The sequence below is a fragment of the Pseudomonas syringae group sp. J309-1 genome (genome assembly GCF_032582135.1).
In the GTDB taxonomy this organism is placed as follows: Bacteria; Pseudomonadota; Gammaproteobacteria; order Pseudomonadales; family Pseudomonadaceae; genus Aquipseudomonas; species Aquipseudomonas quasicaspiana.
In genome coordinates, this window is the sequence record NZ_JAWHNU010000041.1 from 15,314 (window position 1) to 41,571 (window position 26,258).

Genomic DNA, 26,258 nt, shown 5'->3' on the forward strand with positions numbered 1-26,258 from the left:
TCTGGACCTGATGGACGAGTTGCTGGGCGAGTTGGAGAATTTTTGATGAGTAACACCGAACAACAGAAGTTGCAGCAGGTTGCCGAACGCCTGGCCGCTCTGCCGGAAGACCGCCAGCTTATTTTCCTGCGTCAACTGGGCGAAAAAGGTGTGCGCCTGGAGCGCCTGCCGATTGTGCGTCAGCCGTGTGAACAGGCGCCGCTGTCGGCTGCGCAAAGTCGCTTGTGGTTTCTGTGGCAGATGGAACCGCACAGCGCGGCCTACAACATCCCGGCGGCAGTCCGGCTGCGCGGTGAGCTGGACGAAGATGCGTTGCAACGCAGCTTTGCGGCCCTGATCGCCCGGCACGAAAGCCTGCGCACGCTGTTTCGCGAAATAGAGGGAGAGCACGGCTCGCAAGCGGTTCAGGTAATACTGCCGAGCCTTGATCCCGAGCTGCAACGCTTTGATCTGAGTGCGCTGCCCGTTGAACAGCGCGAGCCGCGTGCCCGTGAACAACTGGAACACGCGGCCCGGCAACCCTTTGATCTGAGCACTGGGCCGCTGCTGCGTCTGGCGCTTATTCGGCTCGATGCTCGCGAACACATCCTGCTGCTGACACTGCACCATATCGTCTCTGACGGTTGGTCAATGGGCGTGCTGACTGACGAGTTCGCCAGTCTGTACACCGCGCACGTCAGCGGTGCGGCAGCACAATTGGAAGCCTTGCCGGTGCAGTACGCCGACTATGCGCGCTGGCAGCGCTTGTGGATGGCGGCCGGTGAAGGTGATCGCCAGTTGGATTACTGGACCCGTCAACTGGGCGGCGAAGCGCTGGTGCTGACCCTGCCCAGTGACCGCCCACGCCCGGCTGTGCAGAGCTACCGTGGCGCGGCGCTGGACTTCCAGCTGCCGGCAGCCTTGAGCAGCGGCCTGCGCGAACTGGCTCGCAGCCAGGGCGCAACGCTGTTCATGCTGTTGCTGGCGGCGTATCAAGTGCTGCTGTTTCGTTACAGCGGCCAGCGTGAACTGCGGGTCGGTGTGCCCGTGGCCAACCGTGGTCGGGGGGAGAGTGAACGGCTGATCGGCTTCTTCGTCAACACTCAGGTGTTGGGCACGGAGATGAACGAGCACGAAACCTTCGTCGCGTTTCTGGACCGCACCCGGCAGGCGGTACTCGGTGCTCAGGCCCATCAGGACTTGCCGTTCGAGCGTCTGGTGGAGGCTTTGCAGCCAGAGCGCAGCCTCAGCTACAACCCGTTGTTTCAGGTGGCCTACAACCATTTGCCAAGTCAGCGCGACGGCTTGCGCGAACTGCCTTCAGCCGATGGTCGCGGGTTGACCCTGGAAAGCCTCGAACTGGACGTTGGCATCGCCAAGTTCGACCTGATGCTGAGCACCGAAGAGAGCCGTGATGGCCTGGTGCGCGGTCAGTTTGGCTACGCCACCGATTTGTTCGATACCGCGAGCATTGCGCAGATGCGCGAGCATTTCCTGCACCTGCTGCAGGCGCTGCTCACAGATCCACGCCAGGTCGTGGGCCGCTTGCCGATGCTCTCGGGCAATGATCGCGAACAGTTGCTCCACGGCTGGAACGACACTGCCGCGGACTTCCCTGATCAGGTGCAACTGCAAAGTCTGATCGAAGAGCAAGTCGCTGCAACGCCGGATGCTTTGGCCGTGCAGTTCGGCAATCAGCAACTGACCTACCGCGAACTCAACGCACGCGCCAACCAACTGGCTCTCTGGCTGCGCGAGCAGGGTGTAGGCCCGGACGTGCTGGTCGGTGTGTGCGCCGAGCGTTCGCTGGAACTGGTGCTGGCCTTGTTGGCCATCGTCAAGGCGGGTGGTGCTTACGTGCCGATGGACCCGGACTATCCGCGTGAACGTCTGGAACACATGCTCGGCGACAGCGGTGTGCAACTGTTGCTGACCCAGCAGCACTTGCTTGAGCAACTGCCCACCAGTGCCGCGCAGACCTTCTGCCTGGACAGCCAGTGGCCTGAGTTGCAGGCGCTGGATCCCGGCGACCTGCCAACCCTCGGCAGCCCGCAAAACCTGGCGTATCTGATTTACACCTCCGGCTCCACCGGCAAACCCAAGGGTGCAGGCAACAGCCATGCGGCGCTGATCAACCGTCTGCACTGGATGCAGAAGGCGTATCAGCTGGATCACACCGACCGCATCCTGCAAAAGACTCCGTTCAGTTTCGACGTGTCGGTCTGGGAGTTCTTCTGGCCGTTGCTGACCGGCGCTGCGCTGGTGGTGGCAGAACCGGGTGCGCATCGCGACCCGCTGGAATTGCGTCGTGTGATCAACGAAGGTCAGGTCAGCGTGCTGCACTTTGTGCCGTCGATGCTGCAAGCCTTTGTCATCTCCGGCGAGCTGGAACACTGCCCGTCACTGAAACAGGTGATGTGCAGCGGCGAAGCGCTGCCTTACGAGCTGCAACAGCAGTTCCGCCAGCGCCACAGAGCACACCTGCACAATCTTTATGGCCCGACCGAAGCGGCCATCGACGTCAGTTACTGGGCCTGCGATGAAGAAAATGATCGGCATCAGGTACCGATTGGCCGACCTATCGACAACCTGCGGCTGTACATCCTTGATGCGTTCCTGGAACCCGTGCCGCAAGGCGTGGCAGGCGAGTTGTACATCGGCGGCGTGGGCCTGGCGCGGGGTTACCACCTGCGGCCGGGGCTGACCGCCGAGCGCTTCGTGGCCGACCCCTTCACTGCGGGCGAACGGCTGTATCGCACCGGCGACCTGGCTCGCTGGCGCGCAGACGGCGCCATCGAATACGTCGGGCGTATCGATCATCAAGTGAAGATCCGCGGATTGCGTATCGAACTGGGTGAAATCGAAGCCCGCCTGCAAGGGCTGGAATCGGTCGAAGAGGCCGTGGTGATTGCCCGCGACACGCCGCAAGGCAAGCAACTGGTGGGCTATGTGGTGGTTCATGGCACTGAAGGCAACGACAGCGAGAGCCTGCGCCGTGAACTGCTGGAGCACCTGCCGGAATACATGGTGCCTGCGCAGATTCTAGTGCTGCCCGCCATGCCGCTGTCGCCTAACGGCAAGCTGGACCGCAAGGCCTTGCCGGAGCCTGACCTCAGCCAGCAACAGAAGCAATACCAGGCGCCGCGTGATGAGCGCGAGACCCTGCTGGCAGAGATCTGGCAGTCGGTTCTGGGCATTGAGCGGGTCGGTATCGACGACAATTTCTTCGAGTTGGGCGGCGATTCCATTGTCTCGATTCAGGTGGTCAGCCGTGCCCGTCAGGCTGGTCTGCAACTGAGCCCGAAAGACCTGTTCCTGCACCAGACCCTCAAAGCCCTGGCCGCCGTTGCGCGTCAGGGTGACAGTGTGGCCGTGGTCAACGCACCTGCCAGCGGCCGCACGCCGTTACTGCCGATCCAGCACTGGTTCTTCGAACAGCAACTGCCACATCGCGCACACTGGAACCAGTCGGTATTGCTTGGTTGCCAGCAAACACTGGACAGCGCCGTGCTGGAGCGCGCCCTCGGGCACGTCTGCCAACTGCATGATGGTTTGCGCCTGCGTTTCGGCACTGAGCCGAGCAGTGCCGAATATGCCGTCTACGAACACGATCCCGAGCTGCTGTGGATTCGTCAGGCCGCAGATGCCGACGAATTGCTGATGCACTGCGAGGCGGCCCAGCGCAGCCTGGATTTAAGCCAGGGCTCACTGTTGCGTGCGCTGCTGGTGGAATTGGCTGATGGCAGCCAGCGCTTGCTGTTGGTGATTCATCACTTGGTGGTAGATGGCGTTTCCTGGCGAGTACTGCTGGAAGACCTGCAGACGGCTTACCGGCAACTGGCGAGCGGAGTCAGCGTGCAACTGCCACCGCGCAGCAGCTCGTTCCAGCAATGGGCCGAGCGGCTGGCGGCCCATGCCCACAGCGCCGAAATGAGCGCCGAACTGAAATACTGGCAGACCAGCCTGCAAGGTCCGAGCGGTGATTTACCAGCGCGTGACCCACAGGCCAGCCTGAGCGGACGCCATGCGCGCACGCACCGTGTTGAGCTGGATGCCGCGACCACCGCCGCCTTGTTGCAGCAGGCCCCTGCGGTGTTCCGCACGCAGGTCAACGACCTGCTGCTCACCGCCCTGACCCGCAGTCTGTGCGCCTGGACGGGCGAAACCTCGGCGCTGGTGCAGCTCGAAGGACATGGCCGCGAAGCACTGTTCGACGACCTCGATCTAAGCCGTACGGTCGGCTGGTTCACCAGCCTGTTTGCCCTGCGCCTGCACGACGGAGGTGAGCCGATAGCAACGCTGAAGTCGGTCAAGGAACAACTGCGTGGCGTACCGCAGCGTGGCGTGGGTTATGGTCTGCTGCGTTACTTGGGTGGCGAAGGGCAAAGCCTGGCCGCACTGCCGCAGGCGCGGGTCACGTTTAACTATCTGGGGCAGTTTGACCACAGTTTTGGCAGCGATGCTTTGTTCCAGCCTGCCAGCGAAAAATCGGGCGCCAACCGTGATGCCGAGGGTGCGCTGAGCAACTGGCTGAGCGTCGATGGCCAGGTCTTTGGCGGCAAGTTGAGCCTGCGCTGGACGTACAGCACAGCGATGTTCGATGACACAGCTATCGAGGCGCTGGCTCAGTCTTATCTCGAGCAATTGCAGGGTTTGATTGCACTGTGCCTGGAGGAAGGCGCGGGCGGTGTCACACCGTCTGACTTCCCGTTGGCAGGCGTGGAGCAAACGCAGCTTGATGCCTTGCCGCTGGCCGCTCGGCAAATCGAAGACCTTTACCCACTGGCACCAATGCAACAGGGCATGCTGTTCCATGCCTTGTATGAAAACGAGGGTGGGGTTTATGTCAACCAGTTACGCGTCGACATCGACGGTGTTGATGCCGAGCGCTTCCGTACGGCGTGGCAGGCTGCGCTGGACAGCCACGACAATTTGCGCGCGAGCTTCCTTTGGGAAGGTCTGGCGCAACCGCTGCAATTGATTCATCGGCAACTCAAACTGCCGCTGGAAGTGCTCGACTGGCGCCATCGCGACGATCAGGCCATCGCCCTTGAGGCGCTGGCCCAGGCGCAACGCGCCGCAGGTTTTGCCCTTGATCAGCCGCCATTGCTACGGCTGGTGCTGGTGCGGTGTGACGAGCAGCGTTACCAGTTGATCTATACCCATCACCACATCCTCATGGACGGCTGGAGCAACGCGCAGCTGTTTGCCGAAGTGTTGCAGCGCTACGCCGGGCAAGCCGTCGTAGCCAGTGGTCATTACCGCGATTACATTCAGTGGCTGCAGGGCCGTGATGCGTCCGCCAGCGAGGCTTTCTGGCAGACGCAACTGGCGGTGCTGGACGCGCCGACCCGCTTGGCAGAATGTGTGCCGCAGAGCACTGCGCAGGACGGTTTTGGCCAGGTACAACGCTTGTTGACCGTTGAGCAGGGCGCACGCCTGAGTGCGTTTGCCCGTCAGCACAAAGTCACCGTCAACACCGTGTTGCAGGCGGCCTGGGCGTTGCTGCTACAGCGCTACAGTGGCCAGTCCACTGTGGTCTTTGGCGCGACCGTGGCCGGGCGTCCGGCTGAGCTGGCCGGGATCGAGCAACAATTGGGCCTGTTCATCAACAGCCTGCCAGTGGTGGTCAGCCCGCGTGCCGAACAGCCATTGGCAGATTACCTGCAAGCTTTGCAGGTACAGAACCTGCAACTGCGTGAACACGAACACACCCCGCTGAGCAACATCCAGCGAGCCTTTGCACAGGGCGGCGAGGCGCTGTTCGACAGCCTGCTGGTGTTCGAAAACTACCCGGTTGCCGAGGCCTTGCGTCAGGCTCCGGGCGGTTTGAGTTTTTCCGGCATGCAGGCGCAGGAAAATACTAACTACCCGTTGACGCTGATGGTTGCTCAGGGCGAGCGACTGCGCTTGAACTTTGACTACCGTTGCAGCCATTTCCACGGGGACACCGTGCAGAGCATCGGCGACCAACTGTTGCACCTGCTTTGGCAGTTCTGTGCCGACGGTCGCCAGCCGCTGGGGGAAATCGGCTTGCTGGACAGCAGCGCACGTCAGCGCGTGCTGCGTGATTTCAACGCCAGCGCCATGGACTATCCGCGTCAGGCCTGCCTGCATCATTTGATCGAGCAACAGGCTGCGCTCAATCCCCAGGCGCTGGCCCTGGACGACGGCAGTGCCCGGCTCAGCCACGCGCAGTTGAATGCGCGGGCCAATCGTCTGGCCCGCTGGTTGCGTGCTCAGGGTGCAGGCCCGGATTGTGCGGTCGGTGTTGCACTGGAACGTACTGTGCAGTTGCCTGTGGCGTTGCTGGCGGTGCTCAAGGCTGGCGCTGCGTATGTGCCGCTGGACCCTGAGTTCCCTGCTGAGCGTCTGGCGCACATGCTGGCCGACAGCGAAGTGCGCTTGCTGTTGACCCAAGAGCATTTATTGAGCGAACTGCCGGACAGCCAGGCGCAGGTATTCTGCCTTGACCGCGACTGGTCGCAACTGGACAGTCTGGCCGAGCACGACCTGCGCCCGGACGAATTGCAACGGCCAGTGAACATCGACGACCTGGCGTATGTGATCTACACCTCCGGTTCCACGGGCAAGCCCAAAGGCGTGGCCGTGCGTCATGGCGGGGTGGTCAACTTCATGTCAAGCATGGCTCGGGAACCGGGCCTGACAGGCCGCGACCGGGTGCTGGCGCTGACTTCGCTGTCCTTCGATATTTTCGCCCTGGAACTGTACCTGCCGTTGCTGGTGGGTGGCAGCGTGCAACTGGTGGACCGTGATTGCGCCCGTGACCCGACGCGGCTGCTGGCCACCGTGCTGGAAAAAGGTGTGACAGTGATTCAGGCGACGCCGTCGACCTGGACGCTGCTCAGCGCCCATGAGGATTTCACGCGCCTGCAGGGCTGCCGTTTCTTCTGCGGTGGTGAGGCGCTGTCAGTCGAGTTGGCGGCGGTGCTCAGTGCCCAGGCGGATGAGCTGTGGAACCTCTATGGTCCGACCGAAACCACCATCTGGTCAGCGGCCTGGCGTATCCCTCGTGGCGGTCGGGCGTTGCTCGGCAAGCCGATTGCCAACACCCAACTGTACGTTCTGGATGCGGCACTGCACCCGCTGCCAGCAGGTGTCGCCGGGGAGCTTTATATCGCCGGTGACGGCCTGGCACGTGGTTATCACGCACGGCCGGGGCTGACTGCCGAGCGCTTTGTAGCAGATCCGTTCAACGCGCAGGGCGGTTGTATGTACCGCACCGGTGATCTGGCGCGCTGGAGTCAGGACGGTGTGCTGGAGTATTTCGGGCGTATCGACCATCAGGTCAAAGTGCGTGGTTTCCGTATCGAACTGGGCGAAATCGAGTCGTGCCTGCTGGCGTGCGACGGGGTGCGTGAAGCGGTAGTGATTGCCCGCGAAACTCCATTGGGCAAGCAACTGCTGGGCTACGTCGTCGCTGACGGCGAGGCCGCTATCGGGCCCGAAGAGCTGCGCGCTGCGTTGCAGGCCCAATTGCCGGACTACATGGTGCCTGCACAGGTGATGGTGTTGACACGCATGCCACTGACGCCGAATGGCAAGCTCGACCGCAAGGCCTTGCCAGACCCGGATTTCAGCAGTTTGCAACAGCGTTATCAGGCGCCGCGCAGCGAGCTGGAACTGCGTTTGGCTGAGCTGTGGCAACAGGTACTGGGTCTAAAACAGGTTGGCATCGACGACAACTTCTTCGAGCTGGGTGGCGACTCCATCGTGTCTATCCAGTTGGCTGGCCGCGCACGCCAGGCCGGGCTGCAACTCAGCCCGCGACAACTGTTTGAGCACCCCACCGTCGCCCAGCTGGCACAGGTGATCACTGCTGTGGGCGCGCCTGCAGGGAATAGTGTCAGCGACTCGACGCCTGCACACACTGGGCATTTCCCGCTGGCGCGTCTGGACGCCGGGCAGATCGAGAAGCTGGGACTGGACCTGAATCAGGTCGAGAACCTTTACCCGCTGTCACCGATGCAGCAGGGCATGTTGTTCCATGCGCTGGACAATCCGGGGTCCGGTCTGTACGTCAATCAGATCAGCGTGCCGGTAGAAGGCCTCTACAGCACGCGCTTCGCCCAGGCCTGGCGCCGCGCCGTAGCTCGCCACGACACGCTGCGCAGTGGTTTCATCTGGCAGAGCGGCCTGCGTGAACCGTTGCAGGTGGTGTATGCCACTGCCCCGGCGCAGTTGCGCCTGCGTGACGATGTGCAGGATATCGTCGCCTTCGCAGAAGCGGATCGTCTGGAAGGTTTCGACCTGGCCCGGCCGCCACTGCAACGCCTGACGCTGATCGATCTGGGTGAGGGTCGCCAGCATCTGATCTGGACCACTCATCACTTGCTGATGGACGGCTGGAGCGGCGCGCAACTGATCAAAGAGGTGCTGCAACTGTATGCAGGCGCTGAATTGCCAGCGGTCAGTGCGCGTTATGCGGACTACATCGGCTGGCTGCAACGCCAGGATGGTGTGGCCGCCGAAGCGTTCTGGCGTGCTCATCTGGCCCAGGTGCAGCAGCCGACACTACTCGCCGACAGCCTCTCGCGCCCGGCAGAAGGTGAGGGTCACGGCCTGAGTTACAGCCACTACGATGCGACCGCTACCGAACGCCTGAAAACCTATGCGCGCAGCCAGCGCATCACCCTCAATACCTTGCTGCAAAGTGCCTGGCTGTTGCTTTTGCAGCGTTACACCGGGCAGCAACAGGTAGTGTTCGGTGCCACGGTGGCAGGGCGTCCGGCACAACTGCCGGGTATCGACAGCCTGCTCGGGCTGTTCATCAATACCTTGCCGATTGCCCAGGCACCCCAGGCTCAGGATGATTTGGGCGAATGGCTGCGTCAGTTGCAGGCTTACAACGCCGAAGTACGCGAGTTTGAACACACGCCGCTGTATGACATTCAGCGTTGGGCCGGGCACAGCGGTCAGGCCTTGTTCGACAGCATCATCGTGTTCGAGAACTACCCGGTAGACGAGGCTCTGCGCCGTGATACCGGTAACGGCCCGCGCTTTGGCGAGCTGAGCCTGAAAGACGTGACCAACGTGCCGATGGACCTGGCTATACGTGTGGGTGAAGGCCTGGAGATTGAGTACCAGTACCTGCGCAGCCATTTCGACGCGGTGGCGGTCGAGCGTATTCGCGGCAACATGGAGCAGATACTCGACGCCATGGTCGCTGGTCAGGCGCGCTTTATTGGCGATCTGCAATGCCTGTCCGAGGCTGACCGCAGTGCCTTGAGCAATTGCCGTGGCCCGCATCAGGCTCGCTTGCCAGCGCCGCCTGTGCATCTGGCGATTGCAGATCAGGCGCGCCTGCGTCCGTCGTCAACTGCCTTGCTGTGCGGCACCGAACAGCTTGATTACGCTGCGCTGGAGTTTGGCTCCAATCGATTGGCGCATCATTTGATCAGCCTGGGTATCGGGCCTGAAGTGCGGGTTGGTGTGGTGTTGCCTCGCGGGGTTGCGATTCCGTTGGCACTGCTGGCGGTGCTCAAATCGGGCGGGGCTTACGTGCCGCTAGACGCGGACTACCCGCGTGAGCGTCTGGCGTTCCAGATGGCCGATGCCGGAATTGCGTTGCTGATTACCGACAGCCGACTGCGTGAGCGCTTGCCGCTGCCCGACGGCGTGCTGTGTCTGGAGCTCGACACGCTGGATCTGAGCACCGAACGCAGCGATGTGCCGTCGGTAAAACTGGAGCCTGAAAACCTCGCTTACATCATTTACACCTCAGGCTCCACGGGGCAGCCGAAGGGCGTCAGCGTGGCCCACGGACCGTTAGCGATGCATTGTGCCGCGATTGGCGAGCTATACGAAATGGACTGCTCGACGCGCGAGCTGCACTTCATGTCGTTTGCGTTCGACGGTGCTCACGAGCGCTGGCTGACCACGCTGGTACACGGGGGCAGTCTGGTGCTGCGTGGTGAAGAATTGTGGACACCGGAGCAGGTCTACACGGTCTTGCACGAACAGCGCATTGATGTGGCTGCCTTCCCTCCGGCCTATCTGCAACAACTGGCCGAGCACGCCCTGCGTGACGGTAATCCGCCGCCGGTGCGGATCTACTGCTTCGGTGGTGATGCTGTGCCAAACGCGAGCTTTGAACTGGCCAAGAAGGCGCTGCGTCCACAGTGCATCACCAACGGTTACGGGCCAACCGAAACGGTGGTGACCCCGCTGCTCTGGAAAGCCGACGCAAACACGGCTTGCGATGCGGCGTATGCGCCGATTGGTAAAGGCGTAGGTGCACGTCAACTGCATATCCTCGATCCGGACCTGCGCCCGGTGCCATTAGGTGTGGCGGGTGAGCTGTACATCGGTGGCGAAGGTCTTGCTCGCGGTTACCATCAGCGTCCTGACTTGACTGCCGAGCGTTTCGTGGCTGACCCGTTCAGCACAGACGGCGGCCGCTTGTACCGCACAGGCGATCTGGTGCGTGGCCGCGTCGATGGCGTGATCGACTATGTCGGGCGCATCGATCATCAGGTGAAAATTCGCGGCTTCCGTATCGAACTCGGGGAAATCGAAGCGCGTTTGCAGGAGCACCCGCAGGTTCGTGAAGCGCTGGTCGTCGCCCGCGACGGCCATAGCGGCAAGCAACTGATCGGCTATGTGGTCAACCACCCAGGCGTTGCGTTGAGTGGCGACGACTTGCGCAGTTACCTGCGCGCACGGCTGCCGGACTACATGGTGCCGGTGCAGGTCATGCTGCTGGAGCGCATGCCGTTGTCGCCTGCCGGCAAGCTCGACCGCAAAGCGCTTCCGGAGCCGCAGTGGAACAGCGGCAGCTCGTATGTTGCACCGCGTAATGCCACCGAGCATGTTCTGGCCGCGATCTGGCAAGAAGTGCTGCAGGTTGAGCAAGTCGGCATTCACGATAATTTCTTCGATCTGGGTGGCGACTCGATTCTCAGTCTGCAAGTGATTTCCCGGGTGCGTCAGGCCGAAGACCTTGGGCTTGATATCCGTCTGCGTGATCTTCTGCAATACCAGACCATTGCCGGTCTGTTGGAGCGCGCCCAAGGGAGCACCGAAGCGGATGCTGCCGAGCCACAGGCGGTGGCCGAAAGTGTCGGTGATGAAGCGTTCGGGCTGATCCCGATTCAGCAATGGTTGTTCGAGCAGGACCTGCAAGCACCTGAGCACTTCAACCAGGCGATCCTCTTGCAGTGCCGCGAACCGCTGGACGTGGTGCATCTGGCTGCGGCGTTGCAAGCGGTGCTCAGCGAGCACGCCAGCCTGCGCCTGGCGTTTGTTCGCGGCAACGATGGCCAGTGGCGCCAGCGCTATTGCGAGCTGAGCGAACTGCAGGACGGACTGCGCGCCGACCCGGTGTTGTGGCTGCGTGACGCACTGGACAGCGAGGCCGCGCTTGCGATTGCCAACCAGGCCCAGCGCAGTCTGGACATTACCAACGGACGTTTGCTGCGGGCGGTTTACAGTGAGTTGGCCGACGGCAGTCAACGGCTGTTGCTGGTGGCTCACCACTTGGGTATCGACGGTGTCTCGTGGCGGATCCTGCTTGAAGACCTGCAACAGGCTTACACACAGCTGTGCAACGGCCAGGTGCCGCGCTTCAGTGCGCGCACCAGCAGCTATCGGGCCTGGGCGCAAAGTTTGCGCGAGTATGCCGCGCATCCGCGTCTGCTGGCCGAGCTGCCGTACTGGTTGCAGCAAACCGAGCCTGCAGGCCTGGGCGAGCCGCCGCAGGACAACCCGCGTGGCAGCCAGCGTGTAGCGCATATGCAACAGGTGCAGTTACGCCTTGACCGCGACTTGACGGGGCAATTGCTGAAAGTTGCACCCGAGGCGTACCGCACCCAGATCAACGATTTGCTGCTCACGGCGCTGGGCCGCGTGCTGTGTCGTTTCAGTGACAGCGAGTCGGTGTTGCTCGGTCTTGAGGGTCACGGCCGCGAGGACATTTTCGAAGGCCTGGATCACAGTCGCACGCTTGGCTGGTTCACCAGTCTGTTCCCGTTGCGCCTGACGCCGGGGCAGGGCGGTTATGCCGAGTCGGTTGTTGCCACTCGCGAGCAACTGCGTGCGGTGCCTGATAAAGGTATCGGGCATGGCGTGCTGCGCTACCTGGGTGATGCCCAGACGCGCCGCTTGCTGGCCGGCAGGGTGCAACCGCGTGTGACCTTCAACTACTTGGGGCAATTCGACCAGAGCTTTGATGACAAGGCGCTGTTTGCGCCGCTGCAAGAGCGCCCCGGCGATGCGTATGCCGCCAGTGCACCGCTGAACAACTGGCTGGAGATCATCGGTCAGGTTTACGACGGTGAGCTGGCATTACGTTGTCTGTTCAGTAGTCGGGTATTCCGCACCACGACCGTCGAACAACTGATGGCGATGTACCGCCAGGAACTGCAAGGCCTGATCCAGCACTGTTGCGCACAGGTCGCTGAACGCGAGCAGATGCCTGTATGAGCCGGACACTAGTTAATGAGGTGAGTATGTTGCACCCGGATATTTCTGCCTTTCTCGATATGGTTGACGACGGCCGCCAGGCCGGACGTCCGGCGCTTCATGAGCTGAGCGTCGCGCAGGCGCGGGAAGAGTTCGAAGCCTCTTCGCAGGCGCTCAAGGCCAGTGCGCCGCTGATGCCGGTCGAGAGTTTGCTGTTGCCTGGGCGGCAAGGGCATGAATTGCCAGCGCGTCTGTACCAACCGGTATCCGACGCGTCGGCACTCAGGCCGGTGTTGCTGTATCTGCATGGGGGCGGTTACACGGTGGGCAGTCTGGATTCTCACGACGGTCTGTGCCGTTCGCTGGCCCAGGCCTGTGGCTGTGCGGTGCTTGCACTGGGTTACCGGCTGGCGCCTCAAGCGCCATTCCCGGCAGCGCTGGATGACACCCGCGACGCCTGGGACTGGCTGCAAAAGAATGCCGCGTCTTACGGCCTCGACGTGCAGCGCATTGCTGTCGCCGGTGACAGTGCCGGGGCCACTCTAGCCAGTGTGCTGGCCGCCCAATTGGCCAGCGAGGGTGGGCCGCAGCCGCGAGCGCAGTTGCTGTTCTACCCGGCAACTGACGCAACCCGGCGTAGCGAATCTCAAGAGCTGTTTGCGGAAGGTTATTTGCTGGAAACCGCCAGCCTGGACTGGTTCTATCACCACTACGCAGCGGATCTGGCACAGCGTCATGACTGGCGTTGTTCACCGCTGTATGCGGCTGATGCATTGCGCGGCAGTGCGCCTGCCTTGCTGTATGCCGCGGAATACGACCCGCTGCTGGACGAGGGCCTGGCCTATGCCGAGGCGTTACGTGAACAGGGCGTCTCGGTGCACGCGCAGCTGTGTCATGGCATGACCCATGACTTTTTGAGGATGGGCGGGCTGGTGTCCGATGTGGACAGCTACTTCCGGCAAGCGGCGCAGTTTCTCTCGCGTCACTGGTAAACATCGAGTGAAGCCTGAACAGGCCTCTGTTCAGGCTTCACCACGATTGGCAGCGCAACCGGTCAGCGCCGCTGGCGGTGCATGAGCCAGAGGAAGTACGGGCAACCGATAAAGGCTGCCAGCAACCCTGCAGAAACCGGCCACGGGTAAGCGATATTACGTCCCAGCCAGTCGGCTACGAGCATGATCAGGCCGCCGATGATTGCACTCAGCAAGATCTGCGGCGCAGTACGGTGCACGCCGAGCTGGCGGGCGATGTGCGGCGCGATCAAACCGACGAAGCTCAGCGGGCCGACGATCAGCGTGGCGGTCGCGGTCAGCACTGCTGCCACGCCGAGAATCGCCAGGTGGCTGAGACGCAACGGCAAACCGAGGGCCGAGGCCGTGCCGCTACCCAGGGTCAGCAAGTCCAGCGGCCGCGAAAGCAACAGGCTGACCAGCAGCATGACGCCAGCGATCACCAGCGCCGTCAGCGCGGCCGGACCGTCGACGTGATAGGTCGAACCGGTCATCCAGCTCAACAGCAAGGTCATGCGCGGGTCTCCGCTGGCCATCAGCAGCGTGCTCAATGCTCCCATCAGCGTGGTCAGGCAGACCCCGGTCAGTAACAGGCGCTCCGGGCTCAAGGCGCTGCGCCAGTTGAACCAGAACAGTGCGCCGAGTGTGAGCAGGGTACCGGCGCAGGCTGCTGGCACCATCAAAGCCTGTGGCTGTGGCACCAACAGGAACAGCACCATCACCCCCAACGCTGCACCGGAGCTGGCACCCAGTACTTCCGGGCTGGCCATCGGGTTGCCGGTCAGGCGCTGGATCAGCAAACCAGCCACCGCCAACATGACTCCGGCGCTGAGCGAACCCATTACCCGTGGCAATCGCCATTGCAACGCGCCGTCGAATTGCTCCGGGCCGCTCCAGTTCCAGCCGTGCAAGCCGATGCCCAGGCTGATTGCCGGTATGACCAGCAACAAGAGCAGTACTGCACCGACGCTGATGTACCGGCCAGGGTTGGGAAGCCTGCGCCACGTGCTGCCCTGCTGCGCGACGATGCCGCCGTTGCGCTGACGCTTGAGCAGCCAAAGCAACAGCGGCACGCTAAACACGGCGGTGAGAATGCCGGCCGGCACTTCACCGACAAATCGTGAAAGCTCACGCGCGCACTGGTCCACCAGGCACAACAGCGCTGCGCCCATCAACGGTGCCCATATCAGCCGTTGGCGCAACGTGCGCGCCCCGCTGAGGCGGGCGATGGCTGGCGCTGCGAGGCCGACAAAACCGATGATGCCGACGGCACTGGTAACGAAGGCGCTGAGTGCCACGGCGACTACTAGCCCCAGGGTGCGCGTGGTCCGCAGAGAAACCCCAAGGCTGGCCGCGCTCTGGTCTTCAAGCCCCAGCACGGCCAGAGGCCTGGCGAGCAAACCGGCAATCAGTGCGGCGACTGCCAGACGAGGCGCCAGATAAGTCACGCCTTCCCAGCCACTCTGGTTGAGTGAACCGGCTTGCCAGAGCAGCAGGTCGACGAGGTAGTCATGGTTGAACAACACCAGCAGTGAATTGATGGCGTTGCAATACAGGCTGATCACCATGCCCGCGAGGATAAAGCGCAGCGAAGACATCGTGCGGCTCCAGGCGAAGGCGAACAGCGCCAGCGTGGCCAGCCCGGCACCGACCAGGGTCACTCCCTCCAGGCCATGCAGCAGCAGGGCAGGTGCGGCGATAGTGGCAATCGACAATGCCAGATTGGCTCCGGCCGCCACGCCGAGCGTGACCGGCTCGGCAAGCGGGTTGCGCAGAATCTGCTGAAACAGCGTCCCCGCCAGCCCTAGCGCAGCCCCTACCATCAGGCTGACCAGCAGGCGTGGTGCGAAGCTGAAATGCAACAGGACCTGACGGCCGTCGTCCAGGTCTGGGGTCCACAGTGCCTGCCACCACAGCGCGCTGGGCAGCAGGGCCTGTAAGCCATGCACCGCGATCAGCATCGCCAGCAAGGTCAGCACCAGAACCCAGGGCAGAGGTCCCTGGAACAGCGCAGGGCGAGGGGCCGCCAGGCCGATAGCCGGTTCAAGCATGCTCTTGTTCTCCGCGATGGCTCAGGTACGTGCCGATCAATTCGGCCAGGTTGAGTGCCGAGGCAGCCGCGCCGTAAGGGAAGAATTTACCCAGCGCAAGGGTGTTGCCACGTCGTACTGCGGGCAGGTTTTCCCACAGCGCGTTGGTCTGGCGCAGGCTCTGCAGGCGCGCCGACGTCGTCGGAATTTCGATGTACAGCAGGTGCGCGTCCGGGGTTTCGGCGAGTCGTTCGACGCCAATCAGGGAAATGCCCATGGCGCTGCTTGGGCCTTGCCAGGCATTGACGAGACCAAGCCGGTCGAGCACGTCCTGAATCATGCTGTTCTTGCCGTAGACCGTCGCATGGCGACCGTCCTGATTGAGCACTGCCACACAGATCGGCGGCTGAGGGCTTTGCGCCAGTTGTGCGCGCAGTTGAGCGAGACGGGTTTCACCTGCCGCGATCCAGCTTGCGGCCTGTTGCTGGCGGTCGATACGGGCTGCCAGCCGGGTCATGAAGCCCGTGGCGCTGGTCCAGACGCTAAGGGCGCTGGGGTAGACATCGACCACTTCGGTGGGCGCAATGCCCTGCAGCGAGCGGGCGATGGCAGGCGGCATTTGATCGCTGAGGATCAATTGCGGGGAGAGTTCTTTGATCAATTCAAGATTGGGTTCCCAGTAAGGGCCCACGTCGAGGACTTCGGGAGGCAGTGGCGCAGTGGGCATGCGTCGGCTGTAATAACTGCCGTCGGAGATCGCCAGTGGCGTGACTCCCAGCGTCAACAGCGTTTCGGCGGCAGCCCAGTTGATGGCGATGATACGTTGCAGCGGGGCGGCGAAAAGGCTCATGGTGGGCAGACCGCTGGTCAGCGCAAGGCCGCCCACGGCAAATCGCTGAATCAGGTGACGGCGGGTCAGAGGCATGTTCGTCCTCCTCGGTGGTAACGGCTCATCGTGATCCTCCAAAAACGACACCGGGCCCCTTGATCAAAGGAGCCCGGCTGAGGGTTCAGCAACGCACTGACAGGCGCTGCCTGCCCGACGCAGCATTGTGCTGCGCGGACAGACGCATACCCCTGAAAGATCAGGCGTTGATCACCATTTGTATTTCACGCTGGTCAGCAAGGTGCGGCGCATGCCCGGGTAGCACTCGTACGAGTCATCGCAAGTGGCTGAGTATTTCTCGTCCAGCAGGTTTTGGGCATTGACCGAGACAGTCACGCTCTTGTTGAGCGGGTAGCTCGCGCCCGCGTCGAACAGGGTGTAGTTGTCGATGTGGAAGGTGTTGGCGTTATCGCCGTAGAGCACGCCGGTATAACGTGCGCCGCCACCCAGGCTGAGGCCATTAAGGATCGTGTCGTTGAAGGTGTAGTTCAGCCATGCTGAAGCCATGTGCTTGGGCACGTTGGCCGGACGATTACCCTCGTCGCCACGGTTGCTCTTGGTGATCTCGGCCTTGGTGTAGGTGTAGGACGCAATCAGGTCCCAGTTCTGGTCCAGTTTGGCCTTGACCTCGGCTTCGATACCGCGCGACTGCTGCTCGCCATTGGACACCGAGAAACCGGTGCTCACGCCATTGACCAGCTCCGGGGTCAGTACGTTGGTCTTGGTCAGGTCGTAGGCTGCCAGGGTCATCAGGATAGCGTCGGTAGGCTGGTATTTGACACCCGCTTCCCACTGGTGCGCTTCGCTCGAATCAAAGGCGTTACCGCCGCGGTCCAGGCCAGTATTAGGCGCAAAGGACTCGGAATAGCTGACGTACGGCGCCAGGCCGAACTCGGTCAGGTAGGTCAGGCCCAGACGGCCAGTGAAAGCATTGTCTTTCTGGTTCGACGAGGCGCCGACGTAGTTGTCCAGGTCATTGCGCACATAGTCGTAGCGACCGCCTGCGGTCAGGATCCAGTGATCGTCGAACTTGATCTGGTCCTGAATGTAGCCACCGATCTGCTCGATGCTCTGGTCATAGTTGATCGAGCCGATGCTGTTGGCCTGGGTTGGGCGGGGCACCGGCTGGCCGTAGACCGGGTTGTAGACGTTCAGGTCCGGGCCGCGAACGCGCCAGCGAGTGACGTCGGCGTCCTGCCAGGTGTAATCCACGCCGGTCAGCAGCTTGTGCGTGAACGGGCCGGTCTGGAAGTCAGCCTGCAACTGGTTGTCCAGCGCAAAAGTGTTCATGTGCTGATCAAAACGGTCTGCGCCACGAATGGTGTTTCCGGTGCTGGTATCAACACTGAACGGCAGCAGGTTCTGGAAGATCACGTCTACCTGACCATAGCGGGCGTTCTGGCGGAATTCCCAGGTGTCGTCGAAACGATGACGGAACTCATAACCGAAGCTGTACTGATCCTGATTCAGGTGGTTGAAGCTGTGATCACCCATCAGCGTATCGGTGGTGTGCCCGTTTGGCGTGCTGTAAGCAAACAGCGAGCCGCCGTTACGGTCACGCAGGAAGTCGCTGAGGAACGTCAGGCTGGTGTCTTCGTCCGGTGCCCAGGTGAAGGATGGCGCGATGTACAGGCGGTCGTCTTTGACTTCGTGGCCATCGTCGTAGTCCACCTGCGTGTTGGAGTCCCGTACCGAACCGACGACGCGATAGAGGAAGTGTTGCTGATCGTCCAGTGCGCCACCGAGGTCGAACTGGCCTTGTCGGCGGTCATAGTTGCCGACTGAAAGCTGTACTTCGTTGACATGGTTGACTTCGGGTTTCTTGCTGACGCGGTTGATGATGCCGCCAGCGTCACCTTGGCCGAACAGGGTCGAAGAGGGGCCTTTTACCACGTCGATACGGTCAAACGCATAAGGTTCGCTGCGGAAGAACGCATAGCTGTTGTTCTGCTGACGCAGGCCATTGAGGTAATCGCTGGTGGACTGACCGTTGAAACCGCGAATGTACAGCCAGTCGAAACCTTTCGGATCCAGACCATAAGCTTCGACTTTGACGCCCGGGACGTAACGCAACGCATCCGTGACGGTTTGCGCTCCCTGGTCTTCCATCTGCTTGCGGGTGACCACGGAGATGGACTGCGGGATCTCGATCAGCGGCGTATTGGTCTTGCTGGCGCTGTTGCTGGTTTTCGGAACGTAGCTCTCGTAACCCTCTGGCACCGCCGCGCGACCGGAAATGATCTGGTCGGGCATGGTCAGTGGGCCGCTGGTCGGTGCCGCGGCAAGCAAAGTGACCCGGCTGCCTTCTATCTGATACTGGATGCCCGTCCCACGGAGCAGCGAGTTCAGTGCTTGCGTTGGTTCAATTTCGCCGTGCAGCTCGGGGCTGCGCAGGTTTTGCAATTGATCCGGGTTGAACACGATCTGCAAGTCAGACTGTGTACCGAGACTGATCAGCGCCGAACCCAGAGGTTGTGCCGGAATATCGATGCGCACCGGCGCGGCAATTGCGTTGGTGGCGGTCAGCGCCAGACCCAGGGCGGCGCTGCTGATCAACATTGCCAGATGGCTGGTCGGGTGTTTGAGGGTTGGGGTCTTGCTTTTACCAATCAAATTTTGCGCTCCTGAATACTGGTTTTTAATAAAACTTTTTTAGTTTTTTTAGTTTTTTGTGTTGGCGATGACAGACAGCTTTTTTACAACTACGGCGCCACTGTAATCAGGGGCGCCGTGACGGATCAGGTGAGTGCGACGTCGGGGCTGGTTGACGAGGTGTCCTTGTTCTTGCGCTGGACCTCGACGATTTTTCCTGCGCTCATCCGCAGTAATCGGTCGGCGACATCGAAGTAGCGATCGTCGTGAGAAATCACGATCAAGGTCTTACCCTGGGCGCGCAGCTCCGGCAGCAACTCGGTGTAGAAAATGCGCCGGAACTCAGGGTCCTGGTCTGCGGCCCATTCATCGAATACCAGCACCGGGCGCTTCTCGAGCCAGGCTTGAACCAAAGCCAGACGTTTGCGCTGCCCGGTGGACAGGTCGGTGGTGGAGTAGCTGTGGTCGTTCAGTGAGACCTTGTGGGCAATTTCCAGTCGTTCCAGATAGCGGTTGGCTTCGGCGGGGATTTCAGCGCTGTCCTTGAGCAGGTCTTCGAACAGGAAGTAGTCGGCAAAAATAGTCGTGAACAGCTGGCGATAGTCGTCGCGGTTGCTGTCGTCGACAGGTTTGCCATCAATCAATACCTGGCCGCTCTGTGGCACATAAAGGCCCAATAGCAATTTGATCATGCTGGTTTTACCGCAGCCGTTTTCGCCCGCAATAAACAGAATCTCACCGCGCTGGATGGTCAGGTTGAGCGGACCGACACCAAAACCAGTGCTGCCGTCTTCGGTAGGGTAGTGGTAGCTCAGGTCACGCAGTTCGATCTGCTCAATGTCCAGGGTCTTGCGCTCATCGTCGCGCAACAGCAGGTTGGGCTCCGGAGAAGAGAAGCGAATCGACAGCTCGGCAATGCGCCGGAAAGCCACTTGGGCACGACTGACGATGGGCAGGTTGCCGACCAGATGCTCGAGCGGACCTTTCATGTACAGCAACACCAGAATAAAGCCGCTGAGGGTGGCTCTATCGGTGCTCGGCCAGATTGACTCATAGGCCAGAGCCAAGCCTATGACGATGAAGAACAGGGTGGAGCCGAAGCCTTTGGCGACCACAAACAGGTTGATCGAACGAACCTGGATATCGCAGATGCGATCAATGGTGCCTTGCAGGCGCTCGTTGTAGTGCTGGAAGCGGCGCGGGCGGCTGATACGCAGCTCCTTGGCGCCTTCAGCCAGGGCACGGTAGTGCTTTTGCAGTTCGTCTTCTTCTTCGCGGGCCTGAAAGAACCCACGGATACCACGGCTGCGCACCAGAAACTGGATGGCGCTGCCAATGATGATGGCGACCGCCGTGGTGAGGAACATCGGCAGAGACAAGACCGCCAGGTAGCCCAGGCAGCTCAGGCAGACCGTCAGCGATACCGCCAGCGGTGCAAAGGCGAACACAAAGTCGCTGATGGTATCGATGTCGTGCGTCAGTACCGGGATCAGGCGATGACTGCGATAGCGCTCGATCTGCTCGATAGGGGCGGAGATGATCTTGCTGCCCAGCTCTTTACGTAACCGTGCAATGGAGTGCTGCCCGACATAGTTGGTGCCGATGTCAGAAATGATCGATCCCACCAGCGCCAGCACGCAGAGGCCGGCAAACCCTGCCAGCAAGCCTGATTGCATGCCACCTTCGGCATTCAGGCTGTGGTTGATGGTGGCAAGTAGCGCAGTGATGCTGGCGCCGCCGATGATGCCGAGGACCGTCGCCATCAGCAACTGTGGCCAGAACGGCCGCAGTAGCTTGAAAAGCTCACCAAGGGTGCTTTGTGGGGGAGTCTGCATCATTTTTTCCTAGGCTCTGCGGCCACCGTCGGGCACGCTGGAATTCAAGGGCTGATCGGTGCTTTGGCCCTGAGAGGCAAAGCCAATCCGAATCATTTTTGTTAAGACGAGTGAGCGAAGGAAAATTTAAGAAAAATTGCATACTGGCAATTAGCCTTTTTTGGTGCGGGATTCTTCGTCTGAGCCAGCCCTGTCATGAGCAGTCTCGCTGCTGCAAGAAAACAGCATTAATTCAAAGGCTTATGCTGTGTTTGATAAGCGGGGCAGCGGCGTCTTTGACTCCGCGCTGTTGCGCAGCCGGCACTGCCCTGACCGGGACCGAATTCATCCGGGAAGTCGGCATTTCCAGTGATAAAGCGAATCACTTTCCGATACTGCCTGCGAGGGCGGGTCGACTGCGCTTTGGTTGAGCGCTTCACTTCTGCGGTCAGATACGCAAATGAGAAACATTACTAAAGTTTTTCTGAGCGCTCTCGTCACTACCTTTGAATGCACTTTTGAAAGCGCTTCTTCTGGCCGATGCGCAGGTGTTGGAAAAGGCAGGCTGCGCCGTGAAGGCGGAGTAACGCCACCCTCAGGGTGAGGAAGATTTATTCCGGCCCGCGTCGTGCTCCACAGCTACCGTGAAACAGGACACTGGCATCATGACTCAGTTGATCTCACCGACCTACGACGTACTTGGCATTGGCTTTGGTCCGTCCAATCTGGCGCTGGCGATTGCTTTGCAGGAACAGGCTCTGCAGCAGGGGCGCAATTATCAGGCGCTGTTCCTCGACAAGCAGCACGACTACCGCTGGCATGGCAACACCCTCGTCACCCAGAGCGAGTTACAGATTTCCTACCTCAAGGATCTGGTCACCTTGCGTAACCCGACCAGCCCTTTCAGTTTCGTGAATTACCTGCACAAACACGACCGACTGATCGACTTCATAAACCTGGGCACACTTTATCCGTGCCGTATGGAATACAACGACTATCTGTGCTGGGTAGCCCGACAATTTTCCGAGCAGTGCGCCTATGGCGAAGAAGTTTCCCGCGTTGAGCCCGTGCAAGGTCCTGATGGCATAGAACTGCTCAAAGTGCTGTCCACCGATGTGCGGGGTCAGGAGCGTTTCCGTCTGACGCGCTCCGTGGTCGTCAGTACCGGTGGGACGCCACGCATCCCGGCGGCGTTCAGTCATTTGCGTAACGACGCGCGCGTGTTCCACCACTCGCGCTACCTGGAAAGTATCGCCAAACAGCCATGCCTGAAGAGCCCGTCGATGCGCATTGCGGTAATTGGCGGCGGGCAGAGTGCGGCCGAGGCGTTCATTGACCTGAATGACAGCTACCCGTCGGCGCAGGTCGACATGATTCTGCGTGCAGCGGTGCTAAAACCGGCGGATGACAGCCCTTTCGTCAACGAAATCTTCGCGCCGAGCTATACCGATCTGGTGTTCAACGAGCCGCAGGCAGAGCGTGAAAAGTTGATTCGGGAATACCACAACACCAACTATTCAGTGGTGGACCTCAACCTGATCGAGTCGATCTATTCGATTTTTTACCGACAGAAAGTTGCCAATCAGCAGCGTCATGCGTTTCTTAGCCGGCGCACTGTCGAGTTGGCCGGTGCCGACAGCAATGGCATCGAACTGACCCTGCGCGATAGCGCCACCGGCGCGACCGAGCAACGCCGTTATGACGTGGTGATTCTCGCTACCGGTTATCAGCGCAGCTCCCATCGCGAGCTGCTCGCGCCGCTCAAGGATTACCTTGGCGACTATGAAGTGGGTCGCGATTACCGTTTGCAAACCGATCCGCGTTTGCGTGCGGGCATCTACATGCAGGGCTTCAGCCAGGACAGCCACGGCCTTAGTGACACGCTGCTGTCGGTGTTGCCGATGCGTGCTGCGGAAATCGCTGCGTCGATTTTCGACCAGCCACAGGGTGGCAAAAGCATCAATCGCGATACGACGAGCCGGGCGGCACAAAGTGCCTGAGCGACTGTGACTGAGGTGTGATTTACATCCGGACTAAATCCTCAGCGCCCCTGAGCGTTATACGAACCGGGGGCGCTGTTTTTCAATGCGCATTACTTCGCGGCCCGAGGTGGTTCTGCCATGTCTTGCAACTCTACCAACGGAACGTTGTTACTGCCCGACGGGCGCCGGCTGTTCGCCGATGCAGGCGAGCGCTTCCTTATGTTGCTGGTCGACGATAAGCCGCTGCTTGAAGTGGCGCGTGGCGGCGATGTCTGGCGGGTGCCGCATGATCGCGAGCCGTCACAGCTTGATTTCGCACTGTGGGCATTGGCTGCGCTGATGGTGCAGAGCCGCGAAGTGTTCTTCGAGCAATGCCGGTTATGTTGACGTTATTTCCCCCGGCCGTGATCACTCCCGACTCCAGGCAGCGCGGGGCGCACTTATGATTGCTGCCCTCGCGCCGCTGTTCATGGGGCCGTTCGCAAGCTATCGCGACGTGCTGGTAACGCGTGATGACCCTCGGCCCTCGATTGCTTCCACGCGGCTGTTGCAGCCTGAGTATCTGGAGCCTGTGCTGCAGCGTTTTTCACCGGAAAACGCGGGCCAGGATCGTCGCGCCCTGGCGTCACAATGGTCGAAGTATTATCTGGTCAAACTGATTCCACCGGTGGTGGCTGCTGCTCTGGTACTTGGCCGTCGCCTGCCGTTGGACTTTGCTGACGTCGAGGTGGTGCTTGATGCACAGGGCTTGCCTGAAGCCTTCAAGCTGACGGGCGACGGCGAGGTGTTCGGTAGCCCGCCGAGCGATCCGTTCCAACGTTTCAGTAACCTGATCGACGCCCATTTGCAGCCTTTTGTGCAGGGCCTGGCCAGTGAGGTCAAGCTCTCACCCAAAGTGCTGTGGAGCAACGCCGGTAACTATTTCGAGTGGTTTATCGGTGAAATGGCGCGAGTGCCGCTGCCGCCGCATCTATTGGCGGATGGCAAGGCACTGTTGGAAACCGAATGGCGCCCTGACGGCTCACGCAATCCGCTGTTTTTACCGATTCGCTACGAACCTGTGTCCTGTGACCTGCGCGCCGACGGACGCTGGCGTCAACGGCGAGTCTGTTGCATTCGCTATCGTCTGGACACGCTGGCTCATTGTGATAACTGTCCTTTGATCGACGAGCCGCCGCCGGAAATGATCACCCTCTAGCCGCCCTTGGCGCTGCCGGGCGGTAAACCACCCCGCAGCGCTCAGTTGTTCACGTCAATCAGTCACCTCAATCGGTCAGATCGGGTAGCTGATCGGTGAGCCGTCGACAGGGTTGGGCAGCACGCCCATCGCAATGCCATAAATGTCTTGCAGGATTTCACTGCGCATCAGTTGGCCCGGACTGCCCTGGGCCAGCAAACGTCCACCGTGCAGTGCCAGCAGATGGTCGCAATAACGAGCTGCCATATTGACGTCATGCAAGACCACCAGCACCCCAAGGTTGAGTTCGCGGCTAAGGGTCTTGACCCTGCCGAGCACTTCCACCTGATGGGCGATGTCCAGCGCAGACGTCGGCTCGTCGAGCAGCAGGAAACGGCTGTTTTGCGACAGCAACATGGCCAACCAGACCCGTTGGCGCTCGCCACCGGACAACTGGTCGACCATCCGTTCGGCAAAGGTGTCGGTGTCGGTCAATTCCAGCGCGCGATCAATGTGCATGTTGTCTTCGCGCGTCACGCGACCCAGCGCCCCATGCCAGGGGTAACGCCCAAAAGCGACCAATTCGCGGACATTCAAGCTGTCGGTTTGCGGCAATTGTTGGGGCAGGTAAGCGACCTGACGGGCGAAATCGCGACTGTTCCAGCTGCTCAGCGGCTTGCCGTCCAGGCTGATCGTTCCTGAGGAAGGTTGTAGCTGACGGGCCAACAGTTTGAGCAGGGTCGATTTGCCCGAGCCGTTGTGACCGATCAGGCCGATCATCTGGCCATGGGGCAGTTGCATGCTGAGGGGTTGGAGCAGAGTGCGCTCGGTGACGTCGAGGCTGACGTTTTCCAGATCGAACATTAAGTCACCCTGAGACCGATTGAATCGCGGGGGGAGGAGTATAGGTTTTAATGCTAATGAGAATCAATGTTGAAAATGGGAGTCGGGTATGCCGAGCGACAATGAGGCACCCAGTGGTGGGGCAAGGGCGTTTTGCTTACTTTTGGCTGGGCCGGCTTCCGGCTCCATCAAAAGTGAGGCGCTGAAGAAGCGCAACCAATATTAAGCCGTTACCCCAAAACGGATCTGTACACCAAAATGCACTATCCGAACGTGAGGCCTCTGCCAGCCAGATTGCCGCCCAGACCTGAACCCCAACTGAACATCCCACGCTCTTGCCAAGAAAACCTTTGGATACCTGAACTTATCTGCATTTTCTGCCTCTCATGCCGGTAGCCATTGATCGCGGCACCCTGATAAGCTCGCGGCTTTACTCGTTTGCCCTATTGGCGCATGAACAAGGAATCAGAATGAAACAGCATCGGTTGGCAGCGGCGATTGCCCTGGTCGGTCTGGTACTCGCAGGTTGTGATAAGCAAGCCAGCACTGTTGAGCTGAAAACCCCGGCACAAAAAGCGTCTTACGGCATTGGTCTGAACATGGGCAAGAGCCTGGCTCAGGAAGGCATGGATGACCTTGACTCCAAAGCAGTAGCCCTCGGTATCGAAGATGCCGTCGGCAAGAAAGACCAGAAACTGAAGGACGAAGAATTGGTTGAAGCCTTCGCAGCGCTGCAAAAGCGTGCCGAAGAGCGGATGGCCAAAATGAGTGAAGAGTCGGCAGCAGCCGGCAAGAAATTCCTCGAAGAAAACGGCAAGAAGGCAGGTGTAGTAACTACCGCTTCTGGCCTGCAGTACGAAATCGTCAAGAAAGCCGATGGCCCTCAGCCTAAGCCAACTGACGTAGTGACTGTTCACTACGAAGGCAAGCTGACTGATGGCAAGGTTTTCGACAGCTCTGTTGAGCGTGGCAGCCCGATTGATCTGCCGGTTAGCGGCGTGATCCCGGGTTGGGTCGAAGGTCTGCAACTGATGCACGTTGGCGAGAAGATCAAGCTCTACATCCCGAGCGATCTGGCCTACGGCGCACAGAGCCCAAGCCCGACAATCCCTGCCAACTCGGTTCTGGTTTTCGATCTGGAACTGCTGGGCATCAAGGACCCTGCTGCTGCAGGTGCACCTGACGCCGAAGAAGAGCCGGCGGCTCCCGCTTCCAAGTAAGCGACGCACCGGTTTGACCACAACGCCCCGTTTCGACGGGGCGTTGTCGTTTCTGGTCGAACGGATTCGGATGAGCGCAGTCCGAGTAAGATGAACGGGCTGTAGAAGCCGAGTGCTTTGTCTGACGATCCAACATTTTTGTGACAGTGGCTGTGGGTAACTTCTGGGCAGGCTTAAGTCAACGATTTTTATAGCTTTTTTTATGTGACTAAAAAACGCCCGATTTGACTCCGGACCCCGTAAAACAAGGGTTGTGGCCAGAAAAAACGCCTCTGTTCACAAGGTTATCCACAAGATGTGTG

11 protein-coding genes are annotated in these 26,258 nt (G+C 60.6%); 6 read left to right on the plus strand and 5 right to left on the minus strand.

What is annotated here, in order from left to right:
- Positions 1-45: 45 nt before the first annotated feature.
- Complete coding sequence (locus tag RX972_RS19875; RefSeq protein ID WP_316877749.1) at positions 46-12,423, plus strand: non-ribosomal peptide synthase/polyketide synthase; 12,378 nt, start codon at positions 46-48, stop codon at positions 12,421-12,423.
- Between the two features lie 26 nt (positions 12,424-12,449).
- Entirely contained in the window at positions 12,450-13,394 is a 945-nt protein-coding gene (locus tag RX972_RS19880; protein WP_099269555.1) for an alpha/beta hydrolase, read from the plus strand.
- 62 nt (positions 13,395-13,456) lie between these two features.
- Here the strand turns inward: RX972_RS19880 and fhuB are convergent, their stop codons facing one another.
- The 4 genes from fhuB to RX972_RS19900 all read right to left on the minus strand — a co-directional run bounded on the left by fhuB (position 13,457) and on the right by RX972_RS19900 (position 20,755).
- Positions 13,457-15,463, minus strand: a complete 2,007-nt coding sequence (gene fhuB, locus RX972_RS19885; RefSeq protein ID WP_316877752.1) for a Fe(3+)-hydroxamate ABC transporter permease FhuB — start codon at positions 15,461-15,463, stop codon at positions 13,457-13,459.
- Positions 15,456-16,367, minus strand: coding sequence for an ABC transporter substrate-binding protein (locus RX972_RS19890; protein ID WP_316877754.1), 912 nt, complete (start codon positions 16,365-16,367; stop codon positions 15,456-15,458). Before RX972_RS19890 ends, fhuB begins: the two co-directional genes overlap by 8 nt.
- Before the next feature lie 171 nt (positions 16,368-16,538).
- Positions 16,539-18,887: a TonB-dependent siderophore receptor gene (locus tag RX972_RS19895; RefSeq protein ID WP_316877792.1), complete on the minus strand. Its 2,349-nt coding sequence runs from the start codon at positions 18,885-18,887 to the stop codon at positions 16,539-16,541.
- A gap of 179 nt (positions 18,888-19,066) precedes the next feature.
- Positions 19,067-20,755, minus strand: coding sequence for a cyclic peptide export ABC transporter (locus RX972_RS19900; RefSeq protein WP_164581711.1), 1,689 nt, complete (start codon positions 20,753-20,755; stop codon positions 19,067-19,069).
- 644 nt (positions 20,756-21,399) lie between these two features.
- On the opposite strand from RX972_RS19900, the gene RX972_RS19905 reads away from it, so the two are divergent.
- The 3 genes from RX972_RS19905 to fhuF all read left to right on the plus strand — a co-directional run bounded on the left by RX972_RS19905 (position 21,400) and on the right by fhuF (position 23,914).
- On the plus strand, positions 21,400-22,734 hold the full coding sequence (locus RX972_RS19905) for a lysine N(6)-hydroxylase/L-ornithine N(5)-oxygenase family protein (protein WP_316877757.1): 1,335 nt from the start codon (positions 21,400-21,402) through the stop codon (positions 22,732-22,734).
- Between the two features lie 120 nt (positions 22,735-22,854).
- Positions 22,855-23,103: a hypothetical protein gene (locus RX972_RS19910; protein WP_231675161.1), complete on the plus strand. Its 249-nt coding sequence runs from the start codon at positions 22,855-22,857 to the stop codon at positions 23,101-23,103.
- Positions 23,104-23,158: 55 nt separating this feature from the next.
- Entirely contained in the window at positions 23,159-23,914 is a 756-nt protein-coding gene (fhuF, locus tag RX972_RS19915; protein WP_316877762.1) for a siderophore-iron reductase FhuF, read from the plus strand.
- Between the two features lie 75 nt (positions 23,915-23,989).
- Here fhuF and RX972_RS19920 read toward each other — a convergent pair whose 3' ends face one another.
- A complete protein-coding gene (locus tag RX972_RS19920) occupies positions 23,990-24,757 on the minus strand; it encodes an ATP-binding cassette domain-containing protein (RefSeq protein ID WP_122708413.1) in 768 nt (255 codons plus the stop codon).
- Between the two features lie 449 nt (positions 24,758-25,206).
- Here RX972_RS19920 and RX972_RS19925 point away from each other — a divergent pair, with 449 nt between their 5' ends.
- Positions 25,207-25,956: an FKBP-type peptidyl-prolyl cis-trans isomerase gene (locus RX972_RS19925; protein WP_087265420.1), complete on the plus strand. Its 750-nt coding sequence runs from the start codon at positions 25,207-25,209 to the stop codon at positions 25,954-25,956.
- The last annotated feature ends 302 nt before the right edge of the window (positions 25,957-26,258 follow it).

Coding starts and splice junctions, on each gene's coding strand:
- RX972_RS19890 (WP_316877754.1), bottom strand. CDS start 16,367: ATGCCTCTGACCCGCCGTCACCTGATTCAGCGATTTGCCGTGGGCGGC.
- RX972_RS19910 (WP_231675161.1), top strand. CDS start 22,855: ATGTCTTGCAACTCTACCAACGGAACGTTGTTACTGCCCGACGGGCGC.
- RX972_RS19900 (WP_164581711.1), bottom strand. CDS start 20,755: ATGCAGACTCCCCCACAAAGCACCCTTGGTGAGCTTTTCAAGCTACTG.
- RX972_RS19875 (WP_316877749.1), top strand. CDS start 46: ATGAGTAACACCGAACAACAGAAGTTGCAGCAGGTTGCCGAACGCCTG.
- RX972_RS19905 (WP_316877757.1), top strand. CDS start 21,400: ATGACTCAGTTGATCTCACCGACCTACGACGTACTTGGCATTGGCTTT.
- RX972_RS19895 (WP_316877792.1), bottom strand. CDS start 18,887: ATGTTGATCAGCAGCGCCGCCCTGGGTCTGGCGCTGACCGCCACCAAC.
- fhuB (WP_316877752.1), bottom strand. CDS start 15,463: ATGCTTGAACCGGCTATCGGCCTGGCGGCCCCTCGCCCTGCGCTGTTC.
- RX972_RS19880 (WP_099269555.1), top strand. CDS start 12,450: ATGTTGCACCCGGATATTTCTGCCTTTCTCGATATGGTTGACGACGGC.
- RX972_RS19925 (WP_087265420.1), top strand. CDS start 25,207: ATGAAACAGCATCGGTTGGCAGCGGCGATTGCCCTGGTCGGTCTGGTA.
- fhuF (WP_316877762.1), top strand. CDS start 23,159: ATGATTGCTGCCCTCGCGCCGCTGTTCATGGGGCCGTTCGCAAGCTAT.
- RX972_RS19920 (WP_122708413.1), bottom strand. CDS start 24,757: ATGTTCGATCTGGAAAACGTCAGCCTCGACGTCACCGAGCGCACTCTG.